This is a genomic window from Halomonas sp. DP8Y7-1 (assembly GCF_019801685.1).
GTDB classification, from domain to species: domain Bacteria; phylum Pseudomonadota; class Gammaproteobacteria; order Pseudomonadales; family Halomonadaceae; genus Halomonas; species Halomonas litopenaei_A.
In genome coordinates, this window is sequence record NZ_JAHVIN010000012.1 from 12,555 (window position 1) to 39,027 (window position 26,473).

The following is a 26,473-nucleotide window of genomic DNA, read 5'->3' on the forward strand; positions in this document are numbered from 1 at the left end:
GGCTTAGAGCACCGCAATGCTGGAGTCGGTACGCGGCTCGGTACCGCCGCAATAGATGCCGGTGTCCGGGTCTCGCAGGATCATCTGTCCGCGGCCATAGCTGCGGCTGTCGGTGTCGACCTGCATCCGGTGGCCGCGCGCTGCCATGGCGCGAACCAGCGGCGCAGCATAGCTGTGTTCGATACCGATGGTGCGTTCGCCCAGCCACTGCCAGCGCGGCGCATCCAGTGCTGCCTGGGGATTGAGCCCGAAGTCGACCAGATTCATCACGACCTGCACGTGGCCCTGGGGCTGCATGAAGCCGCCCATGACGCCGAACGGCCCCAGCGCCTTGCCATGACGGGTGAGGAAGCCGGGAATAATGGTATGGAACGTCTTCTTGCCAGGCTTGAGGACGTTGTCATGATGCTCGTCCAGGCTGAAATCATGGCCGCGGTTCTGCAAGGAGATACCGGTACCCGGGACCACGATCCCCGAGCCGAAGCCGTGATAGTTGCTCTGAATGAACGACACCATGTTGCCATCGGCGTCGGCCGTGGCCAGGTAGACAGTGCCGCCGGCCTTGGGGTCACCAGGCTCGGGGTCGATGGCCGAGTCGCCAATCAGCGCGCGGCGTGCGTCGGTGTAGTGGTCGGACAGCAGCTCCTCGACCGAGTAGGTCATCGCCTCGGGCTCACTGATGTGCGTCTTGCCGTCGGTGTAGGCCAGTTTCATGGCCTCGAGCTGGCGATGCAGCAGTTCAGGATCGTCGCGATGGGACGGTGCAAAACCGTCGAGCAGGCGCAGCGCCATCAAGGCCACAAGACCCTGCCCATTGGGCGGTATCTCCCACACATCCACGTCACGATAGCGGGCAGAAATGGGGGTGACCCACTCGGGCTGATAGCTCGCCAGATCTTCCTTGCGCAGATAGCCACCGGTACGGCGTGAAAATGCGTCGATGGCCTCAGCCAGCTCACCGCGATAGAAGCTCTCCCCATGGGACGCAGCGATCGCCTCCAAGGTGTCGGCCTGACCGGGGTTGGTAAACCATTCACCCGCCTGCGGGGCACGCCCGTCGAAGGTGAAGGTATCGAACCAGCCCTGGGTGGCCTCACCTTCGAGGTGGCGCTTGAAGGTGGCCGTGTCGCGCTGCCACAGGCTGGCGATAACGGGCGAGACCGGAAACCCTTCCCGGGCCAGGCGAATGGCGGGTGCCAGCAGGCTTGCGAAGTCCAGCTTGCCGAAGCGGCGCGACAGTTCCGCCCAGGCTGACGGCGTTCCGGGGACCGTGACAGGGGTCCAGCCGTATAGCGGCACCTTGTCATGACCCGCCTCGACCAGCATCTCTCGAGTCAGCGCCTGGGGGGCGACACCGCTGGCGTTGAGTCCGTGCAGCTCGCCGTTGCCGTTGTCATCGCTGGCGATCCAGACCAGGGCAAAGGCGTCGCCGCCGATGCCGCAACCGGTCGGCTCGACGACCGTCAGTGCCGCTGCCGTGGCGATAGCGGCATCGACTGCATTGCCTCCGCGGGCCAGTACGTCGCGCCCCACCTGGGCCGCCTGGGGCTGCGAAGTGGCCACCATGCCGTGGCGAGAATACGTGGGGCTGCGTCGAGACGGGAAGGGCGTGGCATCGGGATAGGGCGTGGACAGGTGACCGCAAACGGTTGCGGAAGCAGTGCCAGGGATATCGCGCTGGGAAGACATGGCGTCTCTCGTCGAAAGAAAAGGTGGTAATCGGTATTGTGTTTAAAAATCGATTTTGTGCTTTGACTATGCCGTGCGCTGCAGCGAGCGTCAATCCCTGGGCAGGCGACTGACGTCAGTGCCGTGCGGGCTCTCTCCAACCACCGCCCCTGGGCAAGACAGCAGGGGCGGTGGCGACAGGGCTATGGCAACAGGGCTATGGCGTCAGGGCTATGGCGTCAGGGCTATCGCTTGTCAGCGCAGGGTAGCGGGTTGCTGTTGCGGGAGCTCTTCACTGTCGTGGCCCAGGGTCCAGCCGGTCAGGACATACAGCAGGGAAAAGGCGATAGCGCCGTAGCAGAGGATGGCGTAGACAAAGAAGTCCGCCGTGGCGACGCCCAGGGTGGCGGCGGTAAAGGCCCCGGTGACACCCCAGGGCACCAGCGGCGACAGCGTGGTACCGGTATCCTCGAGGATGCGTGACAGGTTCTTGGTAGGGCTGCCGCTGCTGGCGACCAAGGGGCGTAGCAGCGGGCCGAGCAGAGAGAATGTCACGTAGTAGCTGCCGGTCAGCAGAAAGGCCAGGCTGTGCAGTGCCATCGATCCTCCCAATACCTGGCGGCGCGCGGCGTGGCGGCGGGCCAACCAGGCAATGGCGGCGTCCAGGGTGCCGGCGCTCTTGAACGGTGCTCCCAGCACCGCCGCCGCAATCAGCACCGCCACGGTGGACATCATGCCCTGCAGCCCCCCACGAGAGAGCATCTTGTCCACCATCGCCACGCCAGTATCGGCAACAAACCCTGCGTTCATGGCGCTACCGATCTCGGCGAGGCTGGCGCCTTGCAACACCACGGCGATCAGCGCAGCGCTGACGATACCCAGCATGAAGGCAGGCAGCACCGGCTTCTTGGCCAGGATGCAGCCGAACACGACCAGCGGCGGAAGCAGTGTGAGTAGATTGTCGCTGAAGGTAGCGGCCAGGGTGTCGATGATGGCTTGGGTCTGGTCCGACATGCCGTCCGTCGTCATCGCCGCATCGGCTTCGGCGACACCATTGCCGAGCCATGCATAGACGACCAGGGCGATCAGGTACGCCGGTAGGGTCGAATAGAGCATGTGGCGAATGTGACTGATGATGTTGACCTCGCACACCGCCGAGGCCATGACGGTGGTGTCCGACAGGGGCGACAGCTTGTCGCCGAAGAAGGTGCCGGTGACGATGGCTCCTGCGGCGTAGGCTGGCGGAATACCAAGTCCCAGCGCGACGCCCATCAAGGCCACACCGATGGTGCTGAGGGTGCCCCAGGAAGTACCGGCCATGACCGACATCAAGGAGCACGAGAGACACGCTACCACCAGGAACAAACCCGGCGTCAGTGACTCCAGGCCTAATGTCACCATGGCCGGGATGGTGCCGGACAGCATCCAGACCCCCACCATCATGCCGACACTCATCAGGATCAGGATAGGCATCAGCATCGCCTGTATCCCCTTGAGCAGGTCGGCTTCGAGGCGTGACCAGGCGATACCCCACATCAGGCACAGGGTCATGGCGATGGCGCCGGCGACGATCAATGCCACCGCCGTGGGAATGCCGAGGCCCATGATGCCGACCAGCAGGCTGCCGATGGCGGCTACCAGCAGCAGCGCGTGGCGACGGCCAGAAAGGGAGACCGCTGGTTTCTGGGCGCCTTCGGGGTGGGAAGGGCCTCCCGCGGAGGGGGCACGTTCAGCCGCTGAAGAGGGGAGTTGGGACATAGGGCGCTCCAAGGCAAGTTGTTATGGTTGTGTTGTCGAGATCGACGGTTGAGAGAGCCGTTCAGACAGCCTTCGGCCGCTCTTTACGACAGCTCTCTTCACGCACACCGCCTGGTGACCGTCCCTGCTGAAGGTTCGCGAAGGCTCCAGGTCTGGTCCGGCCTGGACGATGGCGCCTGAAGCGTGGCCGAAGGCTGGCTGACGTGCGGTCGATCTCTGATGTTTCTTGGTTGATGTCGCAATTGATGTAAGAAATATCGTCATATGATGGTAAAATCGATATTTCGGCAAAAACTATGCCCCGGCGCTTGGCGAACGTCAATTGCCGACGTACCCTGCATCTCTGTCCTTCACGAGTCCTGTCATGACCACGTCCCAACCGGCCGAGGCGGCCACCAGCGGCGAGACCGCCGCCAGCCAGGTATTCCATGCCCTCAAGGTGGATTTGATTCGCGGTCGCTTTGCCGCCGGGGAGAAACTCGCCATCAGCGCCCTGAAGGACCGCTATGAGGTGGGCTTGAGCCCCCTGCGGGAGGCGTTGAACCGGCTTGCCGCCTACGGTTTGTTGGAACAGCACAATCAGCGGGGGTTTCGCGTGCCGCCGCTGTCAGCGGATGAGCTTGAAGACATCGCCAGGCTGCGGGTGCAGCTGGAATGCATGGCGCTGACTCAGGCGTTTCAAGCAGGGGATGCGGAGTGGGAGTCACAGCTGCTCGCCGCCAGTCACCGGCTGACGCGTGCCAACAAGGTTCAGGGCGAGGTGGAACAGTGGGAGCAGGCCCACCAGCGATTTCATCGCACCTTGCTGGCGCCCTGTGGCTCTCATTGGCTGCTTCGCTTCATTGAACAACTGCACGATCAGTTCGACCGCTATCGCCGTCTGGCCCCGGGCAATCCTGAGATTCGCGAGCGCCTGGACGCCCAGCACGGTGAATTGGTGACGCTGGCGCTGGAGCGCCGCATTCATGATGCCCGGCATCTGCTGGAGGACCACATCCGTCAGTCCTGGGAAGTGGCCAAGGGCGCCTGCGCTGCCCGCTGATATTGCCCAGGCAGCGCCCTGGTAGCGCCGAAATACGGCCAGTGGTCCAGTGTCAGCGGCGGGTTGGATGCAGCTGAAGGTAGCGATTTTTCGACGGGAGCAGGTGCTGGCGACACAGCTCGCGAAGGGCGTCGCGATCTTGACGGCGGATGGCGTCGATCATCGCTTGGTGCTCATGCCGCGCCCTGGAGAGACTGTCACTATCGGCGATCGCGATAAAGCGAATGCCGTGTGCTTTCTGGGCGAATTCATTGATCGTGTCAGCCAGGTAGGGATTGCCGGTCGCGGCAAACAGGGCCCGATGAAAGGCGATGTTGAGGTGAAAGACACGGCGCAGGTCCTGCGCGTCCACCGCAGCGCTGTAGCGCTGGTGCAGTTCGCTGAGCTCGTCAAGCCATGAGCTCGGAGCCGGCAAGGGCAGGGCGTCGACGCCGGCCAGCTCAAGAATCTCGCGCATGGCGTAGAGGTGTTCCACTTCCTCCGGCGTATAGGCCTTGACGAAGGCGCCGCGATTGCGGATGCGCTCGACCAGTCCAATATCCTCGAGCTGGAACAGTGCCTGACGCACGACATGCCGCTTGCAGTCGAAGCGTTCGATCAGATCCTCTTCCACCAGACGTTCTTTCGGGTGCAGGCGCCCCAGAACAATGTCTTCTTCTACACTGCCGACTATCTCCTCAGCCACACTGGCGGCACTGGGCCGAGTCTCGAGGTCGTCAGCATCCTGCACACTAGATCGGCTCATCTCGCGTCCCCTGCGATGGTGGTGGCGGTCGAGCATCGGCGCGAGGACGATGCTCGTCTAGTCTACCAATAGCGGCGAGCGCCTTCACCGCTGGTCTGGCATTGTCACCGCTGGTCAGGTGTCTGGGCACTGCGGCGCGGCACGCGACAGTGGAGTTCAGGGCGACACACGGCAAAATCACAGCCCTGGTCAGCCTGCAGGATCTGCTCCATGAACAGCCGACGATAGCCGAGCAAAGCGCCCGTGTCCGCAGCGGCTGGACTGTGCTGCCGACGACGGCTTTCCAGGGTCTGCTCATCGACCTCGAGCGACAGCCGGTTGGCGGCCACGTCGAGGGTGATGATATCGCCATCGCGCACCAGCCCAAGGGGGCCTCCCTCGGCAGCCTCCGGCGACACATGCAGGACAATAGTGCCGGCGGCGGTGCCGCTCATGCGCCCGTCGGAGATCCGTACCATGTCCTTGACCCCTTGGGCGGCAAGCTTTTTCGGAATCGGTATATAGCCCGCCTCCGGCATTCCCGGCGCTCCCTTGGGGCCAATGTTGGCCAGCACCAGCACGTCGTCCGGATTGACGTCGAGCTCAGGGTCATCAATGCGTTGGGCCAGGTCTTCCAGCGAGTGAAACACTACCGCTCGTCCGCGATGCTGCATCAGGCTGGCAGACGCCGCAGACTGCTTGATGATGGCGCCGCTGGGCGCGAGGTTGCCGCGCAAGACGGCGATGCCGCCCTGGGCATAGATGGGGCGCGAGCGAGGGCGAACCACCGGCTGATCGATCAGGTGCACGGCCGCCTCGATGTTTTCGCCTAGCGTACGACCGTTGATGGTCGGTGCGTCCAGGTGCAGCAGCGGCCCCAGCTCACGCAGCAAGGTGGGCAAGCCACCCGCCCGGTGAAGGTCTTCCATGTAGCCCTCGCCAGAGGGCTTCAGGTCCACCAGCACGGGGGTCTGCGCGCTCATCTGATCGAAGGCCTCTAGATCGATGTCGATGCCCAGACGTCCGGCAATGGCCGTCAGGTGAATCAGGGCATTGGTCGAACCACCCAGTGACAGCAGCACGCGCAGGGCATTCTCGAAGGCCTCGGGGGTGAGAATCTGCGATGGCGTGATGCCTTCCTTGGCGAGCCGCACGGCCTCGGCCCCCGACTGCTCCGCGATTCGCTGACGGTCAGCGTAGACCGCCGGTGCGGTCGCACTATTGGGCAGCATCATGCCCATGGTCTCGGCCAGACACGCCATGGTACTGGCGGTCCCCATCACCGAGCAGGTCCCCACCGTCGGCACCAGCTTGTCGTTCACCTCGCTGATTTCCGCATCATCGATGTCCTGTCCACGGTAGGCCGCCCAGTAACGCCGGCAATCGGTGCAGGCGCCGACACGAGTGCCACGATGGGAGCCGGACAGCATCGGGCCGGTTACCAGCTGGACTGTGGGAATGTCGGCGCTGGCGGCGGCCATCAACTGGGCCGGCACGGTCTTGTCACAACCACCGATCAGTACGACAGCGTCCATCGGTTGGGCGCGGATCATTTCCTCGGTATCCAGTGCCATCAGGTTGCGCAAGTACATGCTGGTGGGATGGGCAAAGGACTCGTGCAGGGTAATGGTGGGGAACTCCACGGGCAGTCCTCCGGCCAGCATGACCCCGCGCTTGACGCTCTCGACCAGCCCAGGGACGTTGCCGTGGCAGGCGTTGTAGCCGCTGTAGGTATTGGCGATGCCGATGACCGGCCGGGACAGCGCGTCGTCGGTGTAGCCCATGCCCTTGATGAAGGCCTTGCGCAGGAAGAGCGAGAAGTCGGCATCGCCATAATTGGTCAAGCGGTTGGACATGCCCAGGGTGGCACTCTTGTGGTTGTTGTCGGAGTCCTGGCTCATGGTGGGGTCCTCACAGTTCTGGGTGCTGACGGGTGAGCGATAGCGTCCGTTTACCTTGGCGTTGTTATCGCTCCCGAAGGGAGGTGACAGGGAAGGGTGTCACTGGTCCTTCCCGCCTCTCGTTGCAGCAAGATTAGGACGAGAAAAGATGGTTAACAAGATTATTGACAATTTTATTGGCAACCTACTACGTTGATGTTGGCAATCACGATGTGCTCGGTGCCGGACCCGATAACACCCAGCGCCCCAGGGCGTGACCAAAGCTCGACATCGAACCGCACGCAACAACAAGCGCAACTACAAGCGCAACACAATGACAACAGCACGTGAGGTGCAGCCATGAACAAGCGTGGAGCATACGCCGCCATTCTCCTCTCGACCCTGCTCTTGCCTGGCGCCGCCATGGCGGACTATTCCGCCGGCGACGAGATCAAGGTACTTCAGGGCTTCAAGGCGGGCGGGGGGAGCGATGCCCTGGCCCAGTTGACGCAGCCTTTCCTGCGCGAGCAGCTCGGGGTCGACTTCGTCAACGAGTATCTGCCGGGGGCGACCGGGGCCATCGCCTGGACGCGTCTGGCCAAGCAGACCGAGGCCGACGGCACGACCATCAGTATCACCAATACGCCGATGCTGATGACCAACTACATCATGAACGACAGCATCACCTATTCGATTGATGAGCTGACGCCCATCGCCAACGTCGTGACCGACCCCGGCATCATCGTGGTGCCGGCCGACAGCCCCTACCAGAGCGTCGAGGACTTTCTCGCCGCCGCTGAGCAGAGTCCCGGCGCCATCACGGTCGGCAATTCCGGTGTTGGTGGAGACGACTTTTTCTCGACCATTCTGATCGAGCAGGCCACCGGGCTGAGCTTCCAGAAGGTGCCCTTCCAGGGCGATGGCCCATCGGCCACGGCGGCCATGGGCGGGCAGATCGACGCCAGTTTCAACAATCTTGGCAACGTCTACGGGCATATCCAGTCTGGCAGCCTGCGTCCGCTGGCCGTGTTCTCTCGTGAACGTCTGTCGATGCTGCCGGATGTGCCCACCCTGAGCGAGAAGGGCATCGAGGTGGTGGCCGGGTCGTCGCGAGGCTACAGCGCGCCCGCCGGTATTCCCGACGAGGCACGCCAGCAGCTGATCGATGCCTTCGAGGCGCTCAAGACCAACGACGAGTTCAAGCAGGTCGCCGAGGAGCGCGCCATGAACCTGGATATCCAGACCGGTGACGACTACCAGCGGATGATCGAGGAGATGGAAGGTCAGTTCGAGCAGATCTGGGCCAGCGTCAAGGATGACGTCAACGGTTGATGGCAGGGGTGGGAGAGGTCGAGCGCCTCTCCCACCTCGACATCATCGGGAGAAGACAAGATGAAACTTAGCCGTCTGCTGTTTGGCCTACTGGCGCTCGGTGTTGCAGCGCTGTTTGGCGTCACCTCGCTGGGATATCCCAGCGCTGCGGCAAGAATGCCGCTGATCTACGCAGTGGTGGTGGCAGCCTTCGCTTTGGCGATGATCGCTCAGGAAGTGCTCGGAGCCAGGAGGGCAAGGACCGCCGAGGCCAGTCATCGACCGACGCGAGAAGGCAGTCAGTTGCGAGATGTGAAGGCCCATGACCCCGCCGCCGTACCAGGTGAAGCTGATACCGCCGACGCTATCGATTCCGCGGGCCTTGCTCAGACCCAGACCCAGACCCAGACCCAGACACCGCCCGCCAAGCCGGTCAAGGCGCTGATGGTGTTCGCGCTGGCTGTCGTTTACGTCCAGGCCATCAACTATCTGGGCTACGTGATCGCGACGGCGGCCTTCATGGGCCTGGCGCTGGTCCTGGTCCGCCACGTATCGCTGCGCTTCAGTCTGATTGGTATCGCGGCGCTGATCACGGTGGTGTGCCTGGTGTTCATCGGCTTTCTGGGCCTGCCCGTGCCGCTGCTGCCGTCGCTGTCATGAGCCGGATAGTGTCCTGCCAATGTGATCCGCTTCGCCGGAGCCTTCAGCGCATCTGAGCGAACCTGGAGCCTGACCCTATGAACGAAAATCTCGTCATGGTGGGGTTGAGCAATGTGCTCACCCTGACCAATGTGTCACTGATCCTCGGCGGTACCTTGCTGGGGCTGTTTGTCGGCGCCATGCCTGGGCTGTCCGCCACCATGGCATTGGCCTTGTTACTGCCACTGACCTTTACCATGGACCCGGCGACCGGGCTTAGCATGCTGGCCTCGTTGTACGTCGGTGCCTCCTACGGTGGCTCCATCGCCGCCATCTTGCTGCGTACCCCTGGCACCCCTTCGGCTGCCGCGACCGTGCTGGACGGATTTCCGCTGTCCCAGCAGGGGCAAGCGGGCAAGGCGCTGGGGATTTCGCTGTTTGCCTCCTTCTTCGGGGGCTTGATGAGCGGCGTCGCGCTGTTGACGGCGGCACCGCTGCTCGGCGTGCTGGTGCTCAAGTTCGGCCCGGTCGAGCTGTTTGCCATTGCCGTGCTTGGCATCACCATCATTGGTTCCTTGTCCCAGGGCTCCATCGTCAGCGGCCTGCTGTCGGGGGTGATGGGGCTTCTGCTCAGTACCGTGGGCATGGACCTGATCACCGGCACCCCACGCATGACCTTCGGCAACATCAACCTGTTTTCAGGCATCGAGTTCACGGTGGCGCTGATTGGGCTGTTCTCGATTCCCCAGGCATTGATCCTGCTGGAGAACGCCCACGACAACGATAAGGTGGCAAGCAAGATCACCGACCGTCTGGTACCGCGGTTCAGGGAGCTGCGCCAATTGATGCCGAACATTCTGCGCTCAGGCGGTATCGGGATCGTGACCGGCTTGATCCCCGGCACGGGGGGCGATACCGCCAGCTGGTTTGCCTACAACGAGGCCAAGCGCTTCGCCAAGGACAAGAGCCGTTTCGGCAAGGGTGACATCGCGGGGGTCGCGGCCCCGGAGTCCGCCAACAACGCCGTTGTCGGCGGTGCTCTGATTCCCACCATCGCCCTGGGCATTCCAGGCAGTTCTTCCACCGCGATTCTGCTCGGCGCGCTGATGGTCCAGGGCATTCTGCCGGGCCCCAACCTGCTGACCGACTACGGCGACGTGACCTACACCCTGATCTGGGCGGTGATTCTGGCCAATGTGGGCCTGCTGGCGGTCGGCCTGGCTTTCACCCGTGTCTGCGTGGGCGTGACCAAGGTGCCGGACAGCTTCGTCGCCTGCGCCATCATCACGCTCTGCGTGATCGGCGCCTTCGCGATCAACAACAGTCTGTTCGAGGTAGGGCTGATGCTGGGGTTCGGGCTGTTCGGCTACTGGATGAACAAGGCCGGTATCTCGCCAGCTCCGATGGTCATTGGCATGATCCTGGGGCCGGTAATGGAAACCAGCTTTCAGCAGTCGATGCTGATTGGTCAAAACAGTCCCGTGATTTTCCTCAACAGTCCCATCGCCATGGTGCTGCTGGGTATCGCGGTGCTGTCGATCCTCCAGGCAACGCCCTTCTTCCGCTGGCTGCGGGGACGACTGACCGGCGCCTCACGCCGGGGCCGCACGGGCTAGCGCCAGAACGTGGCTAGAGCGCGGCTAGAGTGCGGCTAGAGCGCCGGGGCACAGTGCCCACCCCCGGCGTTTATCCTCCAGGGTGGATCGCCGGGTATCGACCCACGTTTGAAATAGACACGTTTGAAATAGGCACGTCCGACATAGAAACGTCTGAAATAGACACGCCCGAAACAGACAGATCCAACAACAATGTCTCAAGGAGTTCGCCATGACCCGTATTACCGATGTTCGTGCTCGTACCGTCAGCGTTCCATTGGATCACCCCACCAGTTTCTCCAACCGCCAGGTATTCAAGCGTGACTATGCACTGGTCGAGGTCGAAGGCGATGACGGAGTGGTGGGTATCGGCTTTTGCTACGGCGGCAATAACGCCGGCGCACTGGTGTCACAGGCGGTGCGTGAGTTGCTAAGGCCGGTGCTGTTGGGGGCCGACGCCCACGCCACGGAAGGCGTGTGGCAGGCCATGTATCAGGAGTCGTTGCTGCATGGTCGAAGTGGCTCGGTGATGCGAGCCATCAGCATCCTGGATACGGCACTGTGGGACCGCAATGCCCGTGCCGCTGGACTGCCGCTGTTCAAGTATCTGGGGGCCAGCGACAGCGAGTCGGTCCCGGCCTATGCCAGCGGTGGCTATTATCTGGAGGGCAAGACCCCCGCTTTGCTGGCCGAGGAGATGGCCGGCTATGTGGCGCAGGGCTTCAAGGCGGTGAAGATGAAGGTGGGGCGCGATGATCTCGCCGGCGAGGAGGCCCGACTGGCAGCGGTGCGCGAAGCGGTGGGGCCGAACGTGGCGGTCATGCTCGATGCCAATAATGCCTGGCGAGACCTGCCGTCGGCGCTGGCCTTCATGCGCATGGCGGAGCCCTATGCCCCTTACTGGATCGAGGAACCGTTCAGCCCTGATGACATCGACAACCATCGCCGTCTGGCAGAGCGGACGCCGGTGCCGGTCGCCACCGGTGAGATCGAGGCCGGGCGGTGGCGCTTCAAGGAGCTGCTGGAGCAGGACGCGGCGATGATCCTGCAGACCGACGCCGCCGTCTGTGGCGGCATCACCGAGTTTCGTCGAATCACTGCGACGGCGGCGAGCTTTGGCGTCGATGTCTATCCCCATTGGTTCCATGACTTGCATGTCCACCTGGTGGCGTCGGCGCCGAACGCGCGCATGGTGGAATTCTTTGCCGACGATCAGGTGCTCAACTTCCGCCGCCTGGTCGATACCCAGCTGGAGTTTGCCGACGGCAATTTGCTGCTGCCCAAGACCCCTGGGCTCGGCTTCAACTTCTGTCGCGATGCGCTGGAGCGTTACGCCAGCGAGCCATGGTCGTGAGACCGGTTCTTGAGGCCCGTTCTTGAGGCAGCTCTTGAGGCACGGTCTAGCCATGGAATAGCGGCATGTGACGTCGTCAATCTGCCGCCCTGTACAGCGTGAGGAATCCACATCATGAACGCGAACCACCCTGAACGCCGGGGCAGCGCCTGGGCGCCGGTCATTACTCCCTTTACATCGTCGCTGAGCGTGGATACGCCGAGGCTGATCGACCACTGTCGTTGGCTCCAGTCCCACGGTGTGGGGCTGGCGGTGTTTGGCACCAACTCCGAGGCCAACTCCCTGAGCGTCACCGAGAAGCGCGACCTTTTGAGCCGTCTGGAGCGAGCAGGGCTGAATCCGGCGCGGATGATGCCTGGTACAGGCCACTGCGCCATCGATGACAGTGTGGCGCTGACCCGTGATGCCGTGCAGATGGGGGCCGCTGGGGTGCTGATGTTGCCCCCGTTCTACTACAAGGGCGTCAGTGATGAAGGGCTGTTTCGTTACTACGCCGAAGTCATCGAGCGGGTCGGCGATTCCCGCTTGAAGGTGTACCTCTACCATATTCCGCCGGTGGCGCAGGTCCCGCTGTCGCTGGGGTTGATCGAACGTCTGCGTGATGCCTTCCCACAGACCGTGGTTGGCATCAAGGACAGCGGTGGGGACTGGGCTCATACCCTGAACCTGATCGAGCGCTTTGCCGCTGACGGCTTCGAGGTGTATGCGGGCAGCGAACGTTTCCTGCTCGATACCTTGCGGGCAGGGGGAGCCGGCTGCATCAGTGCCACGGCCAACGTCAACCCCGCGGCCATCGCAGCGCTTGCCGGTGCGTGGCAAGACGCCGACGCCGACCAGCGTCAGGCTGGCCTCAACCAGGTGCGTGATCTGTTCGAAAGCTACCCGGTGATTCCCGCCATGAAGGCCGCCAAGGCGAGCTTCTCGGGTGTCGACGACTGGCACCGGCTGCGGCCGCCGCTGGTCGAGCTGGATAGCCAGCGCCGGCAGTCCTTGCTGGCAGCGCTCGAGGCTCAGGGGTTCAGCATGCCGGAAGGCAAAGATGTGTCCCACTAACAGGATGGGTGAACGAGGGCATCAGCATGGCAAGCACGATGGCACGTACTAAGACACGTACTAAGTCACGTACTATGGCACAACACGACCTCAGGATTGTGGCCCTGCGCAGATTGAGCGAGGCGCACCTGGCCGCGCTGCAGGCGGTGGCCCAGGTCGACTACTTTGATGAGCTGCATGACGGCAATCGTGCCGAGTATGACGCCGCGCTGGCCAGGGCTCATGGCCTGATTGGCGGCAAGCTGGAGCTGGATGACGCAGCACTCGAGCGCGCACCGCAGCTGAAGGTGGTGTCGACCATTTCGGTGGGTTACGACAATCTGCCGCTGGCGGCGATGAATCGTCGCGGTATCCTGCTTTGCAACACGCCGGATGTGCTGACGGAAACCACCGCGGATACAGCGTTCGCCCTGATCATGGCCACCCAGCGGCGGCTGGTGGAGCTGTCCTGCATGGTGCGCGAGGGGCGCTGGCAGAACCATGTTGGACCCCAGCATTTCGGCCATGACGTGCACGGTAAGGTGCTGGGCATTGTTGGCGCCGGACGTATCGGGGCGGCCATTGCCAGGCGCGCCGCGCTGGGGTTCAACATGCCGGTCCTGTATGCCGCGTCCACCCCCAAGCCGTCTCTGGAGCAGCAGCTGGGGGCCGAGCGTTGCTCGCTGGACGAGCTGCTGGCGCGTGCCGATATCGTCTGCTTGAGCGTCCCGTATCGGGAGGACACCCACCACCTGATCGACGCCGCCGCGCTGGCGCGCATGCAGCCATCGGCCGCCTTGATCAATGTGGCCAGGGGCAAGGTGGTGGACGAGCAGGCGTTGATCGATGCGCTGCGGCGTGGCGTGATTCGCGCGGCTGGGCTGGATGTGTTTGAACAGGAGCCGCTGAACCCCGACTCACCCCTATGCCGAATGGACAATGTGGTGGTGTTGCCGCACATTGGCTCGGCGACCCATGAGACGCGTGCCGCCATGGCTGGGCGCGCGGTCGCCAATCTGATCAATGCTCTGACGGGACGCGGAGAGGTGGACGCGGTCAATGGCGGTGTCCTGGCCGACGACCCTCGGTGAATAACAAGGAAGGGAGAGAGCGAATGAAGCGGTGTCTCGATGACATCTACAGCCTTGATGACTTCGAGCGGGTGGCCCGTCGTCACTTGCCGCGTCCGCTGTTTGGCTATGTGGCCAGCGTCGCGGAAGAGGGTGCCACGGCGCGTGCCAGTCGCGAGGCCTTCGATCGTTATCAGTGGCTGCCGCGAGCGCTGGTGAATGTCTCGACGACCTCCACCGAAGTGGAGTTGCTGGGACAGCGCTATGCCCAGCCCTTCGGGATTGCCCCGATGGGCATCAGTGCCCTGACTGCCTATCAGGGTGACCGGGTGCTGGCCGATGAAGCCCGCCGAGCAGGGATTCCGATGATTGTCAGCGGCTCGTCCCTGATTCCCATGGAAGCGCTCGCCGAGTCACACGGTGCCGAGTGGTTCCAGGCCTATCTGCCAGGCACCCTGGAAGGCATCGACGCCTTGCTTGATCGGGTCATACAGGCGGGCTATACCCGTCTGGTGGTCACGGTGGACTATGCGGTGCCGCCCAATCCTGAAAACCACCGCAGAGCGGGCTTCTCCAGCCCCTTGAAGCCCAGTGTCAGGCTCGCCTGGGATGGGGTGACGCGGCCTCGCTGGCTGTTCGGCACCTTCCTGCGAACGCTGTATCGCCATGGCGTGCCTCACTTTGAAAACAACTTTGCCACCCGTGGCGTACCGGTACTGGCCAAGCATGCGGCCCGTGATTTTGCCGGGCGTCGTCATCTCGACTGGTCGACCCTGGAGCACGTGCGCTCGCGCTTTCCGGGCAAACTGGTGGTCAAGGGGATTCTGCATCCCGATGATGCGCGTCGGGCGCGGGACATCGGTGCCGATGGGCTGATCGTTTCCAATCATGGTGGGCGCCAGCTGGATGCCACGGTGGCGCCCCTGACCATGCTTCCTGAAGTGCTCGAGGCGACCGAGGGCGCTATCCCGGTTATGATCGATGGCAGCTTTCGGCGCGGTGGCCAGGTGCTGAAAGCACTGGCGCTGGGGGCTGACTTTGTCTTTATCGGCCGCCCCTACAACTACGCCGCCAGCGTCGCAGGACATGCTGGTGTGGCCCACGCCACACGCCTGTTGAGCGAGGAAATCGAGCGCAACATGGCGCTGCTCGGCATCACCCGGCTCGACCAGCTGGGGCTCCACTCATTGAGAAAGAGCGGCTGAATAGGAGATTGTTCCTGTAGTCGGCGGGAAGGCGTAGCGATACAGATACAGCGACAGGGGCGCTCGGCTGAGCGCCCCTGTCCGTTCTGCCTGCTATCTCGAGTAGGCACGGAGCTGGTGTCGGGAGCCGGGCCGTCAGGCGCCGTGATAGCCATCTCGTTCCGGCTCATCCTCGCTTGCTGAGTCAGCGCCTGGCGGCAGCGCAGCGACCCAGGCCATGGCGGCGTCCCGCTCCTTGTGTGAAAAGGTGCGGATCTCGATCTTCTTCACCAGCCGATCTTCCAGATGGGCGACGTGCTTGATCCACTCCTTGTCGGTGATCACGGCGGCGCGATGATAGTGGTCGAGCTCCCCAATCTGCGTCAGCCCGTAGCCAAGGTCTCGCAGCAGCGCGGTCAGCGTCATCCAACGCAGGTCATCAAGCTCGGCCACCATGCTGACCTTGGGGCAGCGCTTCTTGGCGGCTTCGATGAGGTCGATGGCCTGCTGCAGTTCCTGAGCGGTCACGGTGCCACCGGCACGGATGGCCACCACATGATCAGCGGGATGTGGAATCTGCTCGAGCATCGGAAATCTCCTTGTCGGGGGACGGTGGGGGCGCGTCGCCAGGTCGCGGGAACAAACCTGGAGCACCATGTTCAGCATAGTCGCTGCTGGCCGCGACGGGCGCTGCGCGGGCTCACGTTGGAAAGGCCTGACGTTGTACCTGTAAGGCCTCTTGGTCGGTTGGCGACGACGATGGAGCAGGGCGAAGGCCTCTTGCCTCGCCTTCATCATCATGCAAACGAGGGTGGCCTTTATGCAAGCTCGGGCAATCAGTGTTCACGGCGGCAACAGGGGGTGGTGGGCGAGTTGGGCGTTGGCGCTCGGGTTGGCCGGGACGATCGGCTGGACGGCTCCCGCCCAGGCCGCTGAGTCTCACGCCGCGCCTCCCAGGGTGATCGAGCTGACCCAGGTGGGCTGTCAATTCCTGGAAAGCGAAAACGGCACCCACCATGGTGTCCAACCGCGCAGCAAGGCTGACTGCGAGGCCTTTAATGATGAGACGGGCGAGGCACGTCTGGCCGCGTCCAAGGTGATCCACCTGCTCCCCGGCGACTACGTCTTTCGGGTCAAGAACGAAGGTGTCCCCTACGAACTGGGCTTCTGGCTGCGCGGGGATGGGCTGGTCAACCGTGCGCGTCTGCCCAGCGTATCAGGGGGCGGGTTGGCCGCCGGACAGACCAAGGATTTTGCCATCAGCCTGGAGCCCGGAGAGTACGTCTATTCCTGCCCGCTTAACCCGACCCTGGACTACACCCTGGTCGTTGAAGGCTGAGCCTGTTTCCCGCACCCAGCCAGGCCGCCGGCGGGGCCACACAGAATGGCCTAGCCAGACGGCGAATAACTGAACCACACCGATACCCGACAGATACCCGCTGTGTCATTTCGGCACGGCGGGTGTTTACGCATCCAGCATGCAAGGTTTCCCGTCTAGGCTCTCAGCATGGCGTGTAACGCGTCAGCAATGGAGAGTCGAATGATGCCAAAGGTCGAACCCCGCCCACCGGAGCCACGTATCGGGCTGATTACCCTCGGGGTCCAATCGCTTGATCGTGCCATCGAGTTTTATCAGCACGGACTATGTTGGCCACGTCTAGAGGAAGATGACGCCAAGATAGCTTTCTTCACCCTGCAAGGCACGTGGCTGGCCCTCTATGGCTGGAACGCGCTTGCCGAGGATGTGATGGTCAATGCCGGTGGCGAGGGCTTTCGTGGCGTGACCCTGGCCTATATGGCTCGCGACATTGATGAGGTGAATGCGGTGCTGGCCCAGGCCAAAGCAGCGGGCGGCACGCTGCTCAAACCGGGTCAACAGGTGGTCTGGGGAGGCTACTCGGGCTACTTTGCCGACCCCGACGGACACCTCTGGGAAGTGGCCCATCATCCCTCTTTCTGGCCAGGCCCATCCGGCAAACCGGGTCCGTGAATGCCGCGTCCCCGGGTGCCCTGGCTGCCCACTGATATCCAGGGTGTCGATGCCCTGGAACGCCTGGCCGGCTGTCTTGAGCAAGCGGGCCTGTGACGCTCTGCTTCAGTGGGCTTCCGGCGACTGTTCCATTTCGCGCTCCAGCTTGCGCGCCACATCCCCGGGAGACCCGGTGCGCCGTGCCATCAGGTCGTAGGCCACCGGTACCACGAACAGCGTAAAGAAAGTGGCTGCGGCGACGCCGGTGAAGATCACCGTGCCGATGACCATTCGGGTCTCGGCGCCGGCGCCGCTGGACAGGATCAGCGGTACGCTGCCGGCGATGGTGGTCACCGAGGTCATCACGATGGGCCGCAGGCGGGTCATGGCGGCTCGCATCAGCGCTTCACGGAAGGCGATGCCTTCATCTCTCAGCTGATTGGCGAATTCGACGATCAGGATACCGTTCTTGGCGGCCAGCCCCACCAGCATGACCAGCCCTACCTGACTGTAGATATTGAGGGACTGTCCCGTCAGCCACAGTCCGAGCAGGGCGCCGCCGATGGCCAGCGGTACCGTCAGCATGATCACCAGGGGGTGGATAAAGCTTTCGAACTGGGCCGCCAGGACCAGGAATACCACCAGCGTCCCGAGCACCAGCAGGAAAGTGGTCGCGCCCGTGGACTCCCGATAGTCACGGGCCGCCCCTTTGACGTCGGTCTGTACGCCCGCTGGCAGCACCTCGTTGACGGCATTTTCGAGATAGTCGAGGGCCTCGCCCATGGAGTAACCGTCGGCCAGGTCGGCCTGAAGCGTCACCGCACGCAGCCGGTTGTAGCGATTGAGCTGGCTGGGGCCGGCGAAGGCTTCCACGGTGACCAGACTTGAGAGCGGAATCAGCTCGCCGCTGCGATCGGAGCGCACCCGCACGTTGTCCAGTGAACTGGGGGTAGGGTTGGACCCGCGTTCACCCTCGAGGATAACGTCGTACTCCTCGCCCTGATCGGTGAAACGGGTCACTGTGCGCCCGCCGAGCAGGGTCTCCAGGGTGCGGCCAATCTCGCTGACGGTGACGCCAAGGTCCGCCGCCCGGGTGTAGTCGATATTGACGTTGAGCTGGGGCTGATTCTCCTCGTAGTCACTTTCCAGATTGAGCAGGTTGGGGTTGGTCTGGCGGATATGGTCCATCAATGCATCGCGCCAGGTGGCCAGCTGTTCATAGCTGCCGCCGCCCAGCACGAACTGCAGGCCCTGTTCGGTACCCCCACCGAAGCCTTGGCGCATGACCGGGAAGGCACGAATGCCTGGCAGTTCTGCCAGGGATTGGCGAACTTCATTCATGATCGGCCAGGCGGGGCGTCGTTCGGCCCAGTCCGACAGGCCAACGATGCTGAAGCCGGAATTGAAGTTCTCGGTATTGCCGCGGCCCTGGGGGGCGATGATCAACACGCGCTCGACTTCTCCACTGTCGCGCAGCGGAAGCAGTCGGGCCTCCACCTCGTCCATGTAGTCCTCCATATAGGAGAAGGTGGCGCCAGGGGGACCGCTGATGATGACGAAGAAGGTGCCGCGGTCCTCTCTGGGCGTGTACTCGGCGGGTAGCTGGGGGTAGAGCCAGGCGATGCCGGCGAGCATGGCGACGAAGCAGGCCACCACCAGCCAGCGCGCTTTCAGGACCGCCTCGAGGCAGCGCCGATAGACCCCCTGGGCACGCTGCAAGCCTTGATCGACAAGGTGAGCCAGGCGCCCTTCGTGGAGACTCGATGACAGGATCTTGGAGGCCATCATCGGTGTCAGGGTCAGCGCCAGTAGGGTGGAAATGGCCACCGCCGCCGACAGTGTCAGGGCAAATTCGGTGAACAGCTTGCCGACGTCTCCCTGAATGAAGCTCAGCGGCACAAATACGGCGATCAGCACCAGGCTGGTGGCAATCACCGCAAAGGCCAGCTGGCGGGCGCCACGGAAGGCAGCCACCAAGGGCGTTTCGCCGTACAGGTGCATGCGCCTGTGGATGTTCTCGAGCACTACGATGGCGTCGTCCACCACCAGGCCGATGGCCAGCACTAGGGCGAGCAACGTCAGCAGGTTGATGGTAAAGCCCATGGCGGCCAGGGCCGCGAAGGTGCCGATCAGGGTGACCGGCACGGTGACCGCAGGGACCAGGGTGGTGCGCAGGTTGCCGAGAAACACGAAAATCGCCACCACCACCAGGCCAATGGCGATCAACAGGGTACTGACCACCTCGCGGATGGCGCCGGAAACGAAGGTCGAGGCGTCATAGTTGAGCGACAGGCTCATGCCATCGGGCAGGCGAGGGGAGAGGCGCTCCATCTCGGCGCGCACGGCACTGGACAGGGCCATGACGTTGGCGGTGGACTGCTTGACCATGCCGAGCCCCACCACCGTGTTGCCGTTGCCGCGAAACAGCGAGCGCTCCTCCACGGTGCCAAGCTCTACCCGGGCGACATCGGACAGCCTGACCAGGTAGCCGCCTTCGCCGCGGTCCAGCACCAGCGCACGGAAGTCTTCCGGGGTCGAGAAGCTGCGCGGCAGGCGTACCATGAACTGGCGGTCCTGGGATTCCACCGCGCCCCCGGGCAGCTCCACGTTTTCTGCCCGCAGGGCCGACTCCACGTCGCTGACGGTCAGCCCGCGGGCGGCCAGGGCATCGTTGTCGAGCCACACCCGCATGGCGTATTCCTTGGCGCCGCCGACGAACACCCCGGACACGCCTTCCTGGACAGAAAAGCTGTCCACCAGATAGCGTTCGGCGTAGTCGGTCAGCTCTGCCGTGGTGTAGCCCTCGCCAGACAGCATCAGCCACATCACCACCTCGGAGCTGGTGTCTTCCTTGCGCACCTCCGGTGGGTCGGCTTCATCGGGCAAGTTGTCGGCGGCGCCAGAGATCCGGTCGCGCATGTCGTTGGCGGCGGCGTCGATATCGGTGGACAGGCTGAACTCGACGTTGATGTTCGAATTGCCGTCGGTGGAGGTAGAAGAAATGACCTCGATCCCGGCGATGCCGGCGATACGCTCCTCCAGTACTTGGGTAATGCGGGTCTCGACCACATCGGCTGAGGCGCCAGGGTAAGCGGTGCGAATGCTGACGATGGGCGGGTCGATGGTGGGATATTCCTGCAGCGGCAGGCGGGTCAGGGCAAGCAGGCCAAAGGCGACAATCAGCGCGGCCATGACGGTGGCCAGCACCGGTCGCTGGACGGACACATCGGACAGGCGCATCAGCGGTCGCCCTCCTGGCGCTGCTCAAGCAGGATGTCGCTGACGCTGGTGGTCTCGTCCTCGATGCCGATCAGCTCGACCCGGGAAGCCTCGTGCAGTCGATCGTTGCCGTGGGTCACGACCAGCTCTCCAGCCTCGAGTCCGTCGATGACCTCGACGTCGCCCTCGCGGCGAGAGCCAACTTCGATATCTCGCTGCACCACGTCGCTGTCCTCCCGTGAGGGCAACACCCAGACCCGCTGGCGCTGGCCTTCGGGGACCAGGGCCGACTCGGGAATGACCAGCGCCTGGCGGGGGCTTCGGGCAATGGTCACACGCATCAGCATTCCTGGCCGCAGCAGGCGTTCGTCGTTGTCGAGCAGAGCACGCACGGTGATGCTGCGACTCACCGGGTCCACTCGAGAATCGATGGTGGCGATCTCGCCCTCGAATACACGCTCTGGATAGGCGGCGGTCGTGGCGGACAGACTAAGACCACGCGATAGCGACCCCAGCTGCACCTCAGGAACGTCGAAGTCGAGCTTCATGCGCGAGATGTCGTCGAGGGTGGTCAGCTCGGTGCCCGGCGTGACCAGGGTACCCACGCTGATATCGCGTACCCCGACCACTCCGTCGAAGGGCGCGCGGACGCGGTAGTTGTCGAGCATGGCTTCGAACCCGGCGATGGTGGCATCCACCTGCTGCAGCTGGGCACGACTGTCTTCTACATCGGCTCGCGGCGCCAGGTTGCGGCTTTGCAGTTGGGCGAACCGGTTGACTGCGTTCTGGCGCTCGGTACGCAAGGCCTCGGCCTCGCGCAGGGCCGCACGCTCTTCGGTATCGGATAGCTCCACCAGAATATCGCCCTGGCTGACTTCCTCACCGCCCTCGAAATTGATCGCCGACACCGTGTCCGTCACCGTGGCCGATAGGGTGACACTTTCATTGGCGGACAGCGTGCCCAGAGATTCCAGCGGGTCTGACCAGTCGTCTAGCACCACTTCTGCAGCGATGATCGGGGTCGGCGGCGGTCCTTGGGGTGTGGCTCCGGGGGGCTGCTGAGCGTGGGAGGGGGTAGCAAAGAGAGCGAGCGCCGGGAGCAGGGCGTTGGCCCATGCCAGGCAGCCTTTCCGGTGCCGTGATGCAGTTTTCGGCAAGAAAGGTGACCGTGGTAAGCGTAGTGGCATGGTAATCGTCCTGATAAACATGGGCGAAGCAGCGGCGTCGACACCCGGCAGCCCTTCGGCGGAGCGTGACAACGAAACGGGTGGGTCACCTTGAGTGACAGAATGTCCGAGTATAGCGACAGCATGCCGGAGACATGGCGTTGATAGCCCGAGCCTGGTGCACTTGCACATTGTTTTCGCAAGTCGTTCGCCGGATAACAACAGAGCGTTGCACACGCCCGTTTCACCCGCGAGACGGCAGAGCGTGACGTCAGGCCGTCGAAGCTGGGCGATTCATGGCGCACTGTTTGCTAGTATTGGCGGCTTTGCCAGGGTGTGGGGAGCAGTCGGATGAAGGTGGATGTGGTCATCATTGGCGCGGGTGCCGCGGGGCTAATGTGTGCGCTCACGGCCGGCTACGCCGGTCGCTCGGTCATGGTGATCGATCACGCCAACAAGCCGGGCAAGAAAATCCTGATGTCAGGCGGCGGCCGCTGCAACTTCACCAATATGGCGACCTCCGCTGCCAACTTCTTTTCCGCGAACCCGCACTTTTGCATTTCGGCTCTCAAGCGCTATCGCCCCGACCATTTTGTCGAGCTGGTGGAGCGGCACGGTCTGGAGTACGTGGAAAAGGCCCCCGGCCAGCTGTTCTGCGCCGACTCCGCCAAGGATCTGCTCAACGTGCTGTTGACCGAGTGTGACTGGGCCGGTGTCGAGCTGTGCTTGAAGACCCGCGTCGAGCGCATCGAACGCCAGGGGGAAGGCATGCGCCTGACGACCTCGGCCGGACGCATCGAGGCGGGAGCCGTGGTCATCGCCACAGGAGGCCTGTCGATTCCGACCATGGGTGCCAGTGGCTTTGGCTACGATATCGCCCGCCAGTTTGGGCTTGAGGTCACCGAGACTCGGGCGGCCCTGGTGCCGTTCACCCTGACATCGCAATGGAAGGAGCGGGCTTCGGCGCTGTCGGGTCTGTCGACGGATGTCGTCGCCCGCTGTCGCGGTGGCGAGTACCGCGAGCCGCTGCTGTTCACCCATCGCGGGCTGTCGGGCCCTGCCATGCTGCAGATATCAAGCTATTGGCAGCCCGGCGATGACCTAGAGATTGACCTGCTCCCCGGTGAAGACGCCTTTGAGGCGCTGTGTGTCGCCCGCCGAGAGACGCCGAAGCGGCGCCTGTCGACCTGGCTGTCCGAGCGCTACCCGAAGCGCCTGGCTCAGGCGCTGGTGGAGTGGCACGGGGATGATGGCGTGCTGGCCGAGCGTTCCAACGCAAGCCTCGCGTCCTGGGCCGAATCCCTCAACCGCTGGCGCATCAAGCCCGCCGGCACCGAAGGCTGGCGCACTGCGGAAGTTACCATGGGGGGCGTGGCGGTCGACGCCATCTCCTCGAAGACCTTCGAGGTCCAGGGCCTGCCGCAGCTGCGCTTTATCGGTGAGGTCCTGGATGTGACCGGCGAGCTTGGCGGCTACAACTTCCAGTGGGCATGGGCCAGTGCCGTCGCCTGCGGGCAGTCGCTGTAGGCAATCAGCTCAAGTAGCACAGGGCAGAGCTTCCATCTCGCTGACCAGGTGGTCGATAAAGCGACGAATGCGGGTGGGCAGGTGGTCGGCGTAGGGATAGACGGCGTAGATGTCGGCGTTGGGGAGCTGATAGTCGGGCAGTACCTGTACCAGTCGTCCCTGTGCCAGATGCTCGTGCACGTCCCACTCTGCCCTTACGGCGATGCCGTGTCCGCGCATCGCCCAGGTCAGGACACTCTCACCGTCGTTGGCGGACAGGTTGCCGCGGACCTTGATCTGATGGTGGCGCTCGCCGCGGGTAAAGCGCCAGTTGCCGTAGGTGTCGTCGTTCTGCCTGAGCACGATGCAGTTGTGATCGCTGAGTTCCTCCGGTGTTCGGGGATGGCCGTGTCGGTCCAGATAGGCTGGCGAGGCGCACAGCAGGCGGCGATGTGAGGCGATCTTGCGGGCATGCAGTCCTGAGTCAGGCAGGCTGCCGAAGCGAATGCCGATATCAAAGGCATTGGCCACCAGGTTGAGCGGGTGGTCCGATAGCTGAAGCTGGCAGTCGATACCGGGATATTGTTCGACAAACGTCGCAACAAAAGGGGCGATATGTCGGCGGCCAAAACCGAAAGGCGCGTTGATCCGAATCTGTCCCGAGGTGTCGTCGGAATTGACCTTCAGGGCGCGTTGTAGTGATGCCATATCCGCCAGCATTCGCTTGGCATAGCGCAGCATCACCACCCCATCCGGCGTCACACTCATCGCACGCGGGGTGCGATAAAACAGCTGAGTCTCCAGCGCTTTCTCCATGTTTGCCAATCGCTTGCTGGCCGCAGCGGGAGTGATATCCAGGTCCTTGGCGGCGCGGGACAGGCTGCCGGCTTCGCACAGGTAGACAAAGAATTCGAGATCGGCAATGGATTTCATGGTTAACCCTAGGGTCAAGGTAGCTTCAACCGCCAGTCTATTGCCGCTATTTCCTGCTGTCACTTAGCCTTCGTTGACACCATCAATGACCAGGTTTTCTGGTAAGTCAACGAGGTCCAAGACAAATGAGAACACACAAGGTAGCGATCATGCCCGGCGATGGGATCGGGCTGGAAGTCATCGAAGCGGGCAAGCAAGTACTGCAGGCTCTGGCCAAGAAAAGTGGCGACTTCGGCTTCGAATTTGAAGACTTTGACTGGAGCTCCAAGCGCTACCTGGAGCAGGGGCAGTACATTCCCGACGGTGGACTGGAGCGTCTGAAGGGCTTCGATGCCATCTATTTCGGCGCTGTGGGCAGCGAAGACGTGCCCGACCACGTGTCACTGTGGGAGCTGCGCCTGGCGATCTGCCAAGGGTTCGATCAGTACGCCAATGTGCGCCCGGCCAGAGTGCTGCCGGGGGTCAAGAGTCGCCTGCAAGGCGCCGACAAGATCGACTGGGTGATCGTCCGTGAAAACAGTGAGGGTGAGTATTCCGGCAACGGCGGCCGGGTGCATCAGGGGTTACCTGACGAGATTGGCACTGAGCTCTCCATCTTTTCGCGCAAGGGCATCGAGCGTATCCATCGCTTTGCCTTCGAGCTGGCCCAGAGCCGCCCGCGCAAGAAGCTGACGCTGGTGACCAAGTCCAATGCCCAGCGTCACGGCATGGTGCTTTGGGACCAGCTGTTTTTCGAAGTGGCCAAGGACTTTCCCGAGGTCGAGATCGACCGGGAGCTGGTGGATGCGGTGACCACCCGCATGGTGCTCAAGCCTGAGACCCTGGACGTGGTGGTGGCCACCAACCTGCACGCTGACATTCTGTCTGATCTGGCGGCGGCGCTGTCCGGCAGTCTGGGCATCGCCCCGACCGCCAACCTGAACCCGGAACGCAACTTTCCATCGATGTTCGAGCCGATCCACGGCTCCGCCTTTGATATCGCAGGCCAAGGCATTGCCAACCCGGTGGGGTCGTTCTGGACGGCCGCGATGATGCTTGAACACCTCGGCGAAACCACTGCCGCAGAACGCCTGATGGCAGCCATCGAACGACTGACAGCCTCCGGCATGCAGACCAGGGATCTGGGCGGTGACGCCACTACCCGAGACGTGACCGCCGCCATCTGTGCAGATATTGAAGCCCAGGGATAAGCCTGACTCCCCCTGGTGCCGTGGCGTCGGGGGGCGATGACGTGACTCGCGCAGCGTCATGTCCACCTGCGTGAGTCTCTGGGGAGCCGGACATCATCGGCTCTCCGCTCCACAAGCCCAGCAAGAGGCTTGTCAGCAACAATCACAATATCGAGGAGCAACGCCATGAACACCACACCGCTTATTGTCAGCGCACTGATCGCTGCCGCCGCCAGCCCGGTCTTCGCCTCCGACGACTCGGCAGACTGGCCGCAGAGCGTCACCATCGGTACCGGCAGCCAGGGTGCCACCTATTACATCTACGGTAGCGGCTGGGGCAACCTGGTCGGCGAGCGCACGGGCATTTCGTTTGGTGCCGAGGTCACCGGTGGCCCGGTGCAGAACGACACCATGGTGCAGATGGGCGAGCATGAGTTCGGCATGGTCACCATGGGGCCCGCCTATCAGGCCTGGCAAGGCAACAGCCAGCTGGCGCCAGGAGTCGAGCACACCGACGTGCGGGCGGTCTTCCCGATGTACCAGACCGCACTGCAGGTCATTGCGCTCAAGGATTCGGGTATCGACTCCGTCGCCGACCTGGACGGCAAGACCATCGGCATCGGGCCTGCCGGTGGAACCGGTGATCTCTACTTCCCGCAGATCTTCGACAAGCTGGGTATCGAGGTCGACACCCGCAATGGCGGCGCCGCTGATCAGGCGGGGCAGGTCCAGGATGGCCTGCTCGATGCCTTTGCCTTCGCTTCCGGTATACCGGTTTCCGCGTTCAGTCAGCTCGAGGCGCAAGCCGACGTCAATATCTTCTCGTTCTCCCCGGAGGAAAGCGCGCAGTTCCTGGAGGACTTCCCTGCGTTAAGCGCCTCGTCGATTCCGGCGAGTGCCTATCAGTCGCTGGAACAACCGACCCCAGCCGTGTCGATCTGGAACTTTGCCATCACCCACAAGGACATGCCCGAAGGGCTGGTGTATGAGGTGACAAAGACGGTGATGGAAGAGCACGAGCGCATGCTCAAGGTGCACGGCTCGGCCAAGGAAACCCTGCCGGAGAACGTTTCCCAGAACAGCTTCATGCCCTGGCACCCGGGAGCGGTGCGTTGGTTCGAGGAAAACGGCTACGACATCCCGGACAACCTGGAAGGCTGATGCGCATGGGCCGGCCGATGTAGCGGCTGGCCTTGATGCCCTTGCGCCGAGGCCCTGGATGGGTCTCGGCGTTGGTGATCTGAGGGACGACTA

At 63.2% G+C, this 26,473-nt stretch carries 21 protein-coding genes; 13 read left to right on the top strand and 8 right to left on the bottom strand.

What is annotated here, in order from left to right:
- Positions 1-3: 3 nt before the first annotated feature.
- Positions 4-1,566, bottom strand: a complete 1,563-nt coding sequence (locus KUV41_RS14380) for a gamma-glutamyltransferase family protein (RefSeq protein ID WP_261396074.1) — start codon at positions 1,564-1,566, stop codon at positions 4-6.
- A 357-nt stretch (positions 1,567-1,923) separates the two neighbouring features.
- Complete coding sequence (locus KUV41_RS14385; RefSeq protein ID WP_222486602.1) at positions 1,924-3,426, bottom strand: Na+/H+ antiporter NhaC family protein; 1,503 nt, start codon at positions 3,424-3,426, stop codon at positions 1,924-1,926.
- Between the two features lie 364 nt (positions 3,427-3,790).
- On the opposite strand from KUV41_RS14385, the gene KUV41_RS14390 reads away from it, so the two are divergent.
- On the top strand, positions 3,791-4,468 hold the full coding sequence (locus KUV41_RS14390; RefSeq protein ID WP_222162927.1) for a GntR family transcriptional regulator: 678 nt from the start codon (positions 3,791-3,793) through the stop codon (positions 4,466-4,468).
- Between the two features lie 52 nt (positions 4,469-4,520).
- Here the strand turns inward: KUV41_RS14390 and KUV41_RS14395 are convergent, their stop codons facing one another.
- Positions 4,521-5,213, bottom strand: coding sequence for a GntR family transcriptional regulator (locus KUV41_RS14395; protein WP_222486603.1), 693 nt, complete (start codon positions 5,211-5,213; stop codon positions 4,521-4,523).
- A 104-nt stretch (positions 5,214-5,317) separates the two neighbouring features.
- Positions 5,318-7,093 (bottom strand): IlvD/Edd family dehydratase, encoded by a 1,776-nt coding sequence (locus KUV41_RS14400; protein ID WP_222485646.1) that lies wholly within the window; start codon positions 7,091-7,093, stop codon positions 5,318-5,320.
- A 339-nt stretch (positions 7,094-7,432) separates the two neighbouring features.
- Here KUV41_RS14400 and KUV41_RS14405 point away from each other — a divergent pair, with 339 nt between their 5' ends.
- The 7 genes from KUV41_RS14405 (at position 7,433) to KUV41_RS14435 (ending at position 15,278) form a co-directional block, all read left to right on the top strand.
- The gene (locus KUV41_RS14405; RefSeq protein WP_206936900.1) at positions 7,433-8,404 is read left to right on the top strand and encodes a tripartite tricarboxylate transporter substrate binding protein; all 972 of its coding nucleotides are present in this window, start codon (positions 7,433-7,435) and stop codon (positions 8,402-8,404) included.
- Positions 8,405-8,464: 60 nt separating this feature from the next.
- On the top strand, positions 8,465-9,043 hold the full coding sequence (locus KUV41_RS14410) for a tripartite tricarboxylate transporter TctB family protein (RefSeq protein ID WP_222486604.1): 579 nt from the start codon (positions 8,465-8,467) through the stop codon (positions 9,041-9,043).
- A 77-nt stretch (positions 9,044-9,120) separates the two neighbouring features.
- Positions 9,121-10,638, top strand: a complete 1,518-nt coding sequence (locus tag KUV41_RS14415) for a tripartite tricarboxylate transporter permease (protein WP_261396064.1) — start codon at positions 9,121-9,123, stop codon at positions 10,636-10,638.
- A gap of 211 nt (positions 10,639-10,849) precedes the next feature.
- Entirely contained in the window at positions 10,850-11,971 is a 1,122-nt protein-coding gene (locus tag KUV41_RS14420; protein ID WP_222486605.1) for a mandelate racemase/muconate lactonizing enzyme family protein, read from the top strand.
- Between the two features lie 114 nt (positions 11,972-12,085).
- Positions 12,086-13,024, top strand: a complete 939-nt coding sequence (locus KUV41_RS14425; protein ID WP_222486606.1) for a dihydrodipicolinate synthase family protein — start codon at positions 12,086-12,088, stop codon at positions 13,022-13,024.
- Between the two features lie 74 nt (positions 13,025-13,098).
- A complete protein-coding gene (locus KUV41_RS14430; RefSeq protein WP_222486607.1) occupies positions 13,099-14,094 on the top strand; it encodes a 2-hydroxyacid dehydrogenase in 996 nt (331 codons plus the stop codon).
- 23 nt (positions 14,095-14,117) lie between these two features.
- Positions 14,118-15,278 carry an alpha-hydroxy acid oxidase gene (locus tag KUV41_RS14435; protein WP_222162934.1) on the top strand — a complete coding sequence of 387 codons (1,161 nt, stop codon included), beginning with the start codon at positions 14,118-14,120 and terminating at the stop codon, positions 15,276-15,278.
- A gap of 135 nt (positions 15,279-15,413) precedes the next feature.
- Here the strand turns inward: KUV41_RS14435 and KUV41_RS14440 are convergent, their stop codons facing one another.
- Entirely contained in the window at positions 15,414-15,845 is a 432-nt protein-coding gene (locus KUV41_RS14440) for an STAS/SEC14 domain-containing protein (RefSeq protein ID WP_222486608.1), read from the bottom strand.
- Between the two features lie 232 nt (positions 15,846-16,077).
- Here KUV41_RS14440 and KUV41_RS14445 point away from each other — a divergent pair, with 232 nt between their 5' ends.
- A complete protein-coding gene (locus tag KUV41_RS14445) occupies positions 16,078-16,596 on the top strand; it encodes a hypothetical protein (RefSeq protein WP_222486609.1) in 519 nt (172 codons plus the stop codon).
- A gap of 201 nt (positions 16,597-16,797) precedes the next feature.
- Positions 16,798-17,247 (top strand): VOC family protein, encoded by a 450-nt coding sequence (locus tag KUV41_RS14450; protein ID WP_242520547.1) that lies wholly within the window; start codon positions 16,798-16,800, stop codon positions 17,245-17,247.
- Between the two features lie 105 nt (positions 17,248-17,352).
- On the opposite strand, the gene KUV41_RS14455 is transcribed toward KUV41_RS14450, so the two are convergent.
- The gene (locus tag KUV41_RS14455; protein WP_222486610.1) at positions 17,353-20,466 is read right to left on the bottom strand and encodes an efflux RND transporter permease subunit; all 3,114 of its coding nucleotides are present in this window, start codon (positions 20,464-20,466) and stop codon (positions 17,353-17,355) included.
- On the bottom strand, positions 20,466-21,632 hold the full coding sequence (locus KUV41_RS14460) for an efflux RND transporter periplasmic adaptor subunit (protein WP_222486611.1): 1,167 nt from the start codon (positions 21,630-21,632) through the stop codon (positions 20,466-20,468). Before KUV41_RS14460 ends, KUV41_RS14455 begins: the two co-directional genes overlap by 1 nt.
- Positions 21,633-21,962: 330 nt before the next feature.
- Here KUV41_RS14460 and KUV41_RS14465 point away from each other — a divergent pair, with 330 nt between their 5' ends.
- Positions 21,963-23,138, top strand: a complete 1,176-nt coding sequence (locus tag KUV41_RS14465) for an NAD(P)/FAD-dependent oxidoreductase (RefSeq protein WP_222486612.1) — start codon at positions 21,963-21,965, stop codon at positions 23,136-23,138.
- Between the two features lie 9 nt (positions 23,139-23,147).
- On the opposite strand, the gene KUV41_RS14470 is transcribed toward KUV41_RS14465, so the two are convergent.
- A complete protein-coding gene (locus KUV41_RS14470) occupies positions 23,148-24,050 on the bottom strand; it encodes a LysR family transcriptional regulator (protein WP_206936918.1) in 903 nt (300 codons plus the stop codon).
- Positions 24,051-24,175: 125 nt separating this feature from the next.
- On the opposite strand from KUV41_RS14470, the gene KUV41_RS14475 reads away from it, so the two are divergent.
- Together KUV41_RS14475 and KUV41_RS14480 are read left to right on the top strand one after the other, a co-directional pair.
- Positions 24,176-25,240: a tartrate dehydrogenase gene (locus KUV41_RS14475; RefSeq protein ID WP_206936919.1), complete on the top strand. Its 1,065-nt coding sequence runs from the start codon at positions 24,176-24,178 to the stop codon at positions 25,238-25,240.
- Positions 25,241-25,405: 165 nt separating this feature from the next.
- Entirely contained in the window at positions 25,406-26,380 is a 975-nt protein-coding gene (locus KUV41_RS14480) for a TAXI family TRAP transporter solute-binding subunit (protein WP_222486613.1), read from the top strand.
- The last annotated feature ends 93 nt before the right edge of the window (positions 26,381-26,473 follow it).

Excerpts from the sequence above, each read along its gene's own strand:
- KUV41_RS14405 (WP_206936900.1), top strand. The coding sequence starts at position 7,433 with ATGAACAAGCGTGGAGCATACGCCGCCATTCTCCTCTCGACCCTGCTC.
- KUV41_RS14410 (WP_222486604.1), top strand. The coding sequence starts at position 8,465 with ATGAAACTTAGCCGTCTGCTGTTTGGCCTACTGGCGCTCGGTGTTGCA.
- KUV41_RS14425 (WP_222486606.1), top strand. The coding sequence starts at position 12,086 with ATGAACGCGAACCACCCTGAACGCCGGGGCAGCGCCTGGGCGCCGGTC.
- KUV41_RS14460 (WP_222486611.1), bottom strand. The coding sequence starts at position 21,632 with ATGCCACTACGCTTACCACGGTCACCTTTCTTGCCGAAAACTGCATCA.
- KUV41_RS14380 (WP_261396074.1), bottom strand. The coding sequence starts at position 1,566 with ATGGTGGCCACTTCGCAGCCCCAGGCGGCCCAGGTGGGGCGCGACGTA.
- KUV41_RS14400 (WP_222485646.1), bottom strand. The coding sequence starts at position 7,093 with ATGAGCCAGGACTCCGACAACAACCACAAGAGTGCCACCCTGGGCATG.
- KUV41_RS14390 (WP_222162927.1), top strand. The coding sequence starts at position 3,791 with ATGACCACGTCCCAACCGGCCGAGGCGGCCACCAGCGGCGAGACCGCC.
- KUV41_RS14420 (WP_222486605.1), top strand. The coding sequence starts at position 10,850 with ATGACCCGTATTACCGATGTTCGTGCTCGTACCGTCAGCGTTCCATTG.
- KUV41_RS14480 (WP_222486613.1), top strand. The coding sequence starts at position 25,406 with ATGAACACCACACCGCTTATTGTCAGCGCACTGATCGCTGCCGCCGCC.
- KUV41_RS14385 (WP_222486602.1), bottom strand. The coding sequence starts at position 3,426 with ATGTCCCAACTCCCCTCTTCAGCGGCTGAACGTGCCCCCTCCGCGGGA.
- KUV41_RS14395 (WP_222486603.1), bottom strand. The coding sequence starts at position 5,213 with ATGAGCCGATCTAGTGTGCAGGATGCTGACGACCTCGAGACTCGGCCC.
- KUV41_RS14430 (WP_222486607.1), top strand. The coding sequence starts at position 13,099 with ATGGCACAACACGACCTCAGGATTGTGGCCCTGCGCAGATTGAGCGAG.
- KUV41_RS14445 (WP_222486609.1), top strand. The coding sequence starts at position 16,078 with ATGCAAGCTCGGGCAATCAGTGTTCACGGCGGCAACAGGGGGTGGTGG.
- KUV41_RS14465 (WP_222486612.1), top strand. The coding sequence starts at position 21,963 with ATGAAGGTGGATGTGGTCATCATTGGCGCGGGTGCCGCGGGGCTAATG.
- KUV41_RS14435 (WP_222162934.1), top strand. The coding sequence starts at position 14,118 with ATGAAGCGGTGTCTCGATGACATCTACAGCCTTGATGACTTCGAGCGG.
- KUV41_RS14450 (WP_242520547.1), top strand. The coding sequence starts at position 16,798 with ATGATGCCAAAGGTCGAACCCCGCCCACCGGAGCCACGTATCGGGCTG.
- KUV41_RS14440 (WP_222486608.1), bottom strand. The coding sequence starts at position 15,845 with ATGCTCGAGCAGATTCCACATCCCGCTGATCATGTGGTGGCCATCCGT.
- KUV41_RS14455 (WP_222486610.1), bottom strand. The coding sequence starts at position 20,466 with ATGCGCCTGTCCGATGTGTCCGTCCAGCGACCGGTGCTGGCCACCGTC.
- KUV41_RS14470 (WP_206936918.1), bottom strand. The coding sequence starts at position 24,050 with ATGAAATCCATTGCCGATCTCGAATTCTTTGTCTACCTGTGCGAAGCC.
- KUV41_RS14475 (WP_206936919.1), top strand. The coding sequence starts at position 24,176 with ATGAGAACACACAAGGTAGCGATCATGCCCGGCGATGGGATCGGGCTG.
- KUV41_RS14415 (WP_261396064.1), top strand. The coding sequence starts at position 9,121 with ATGAACGAAAATCTCGTCATGGTGGGGTTGAGCAATGTGCTCACCCTG.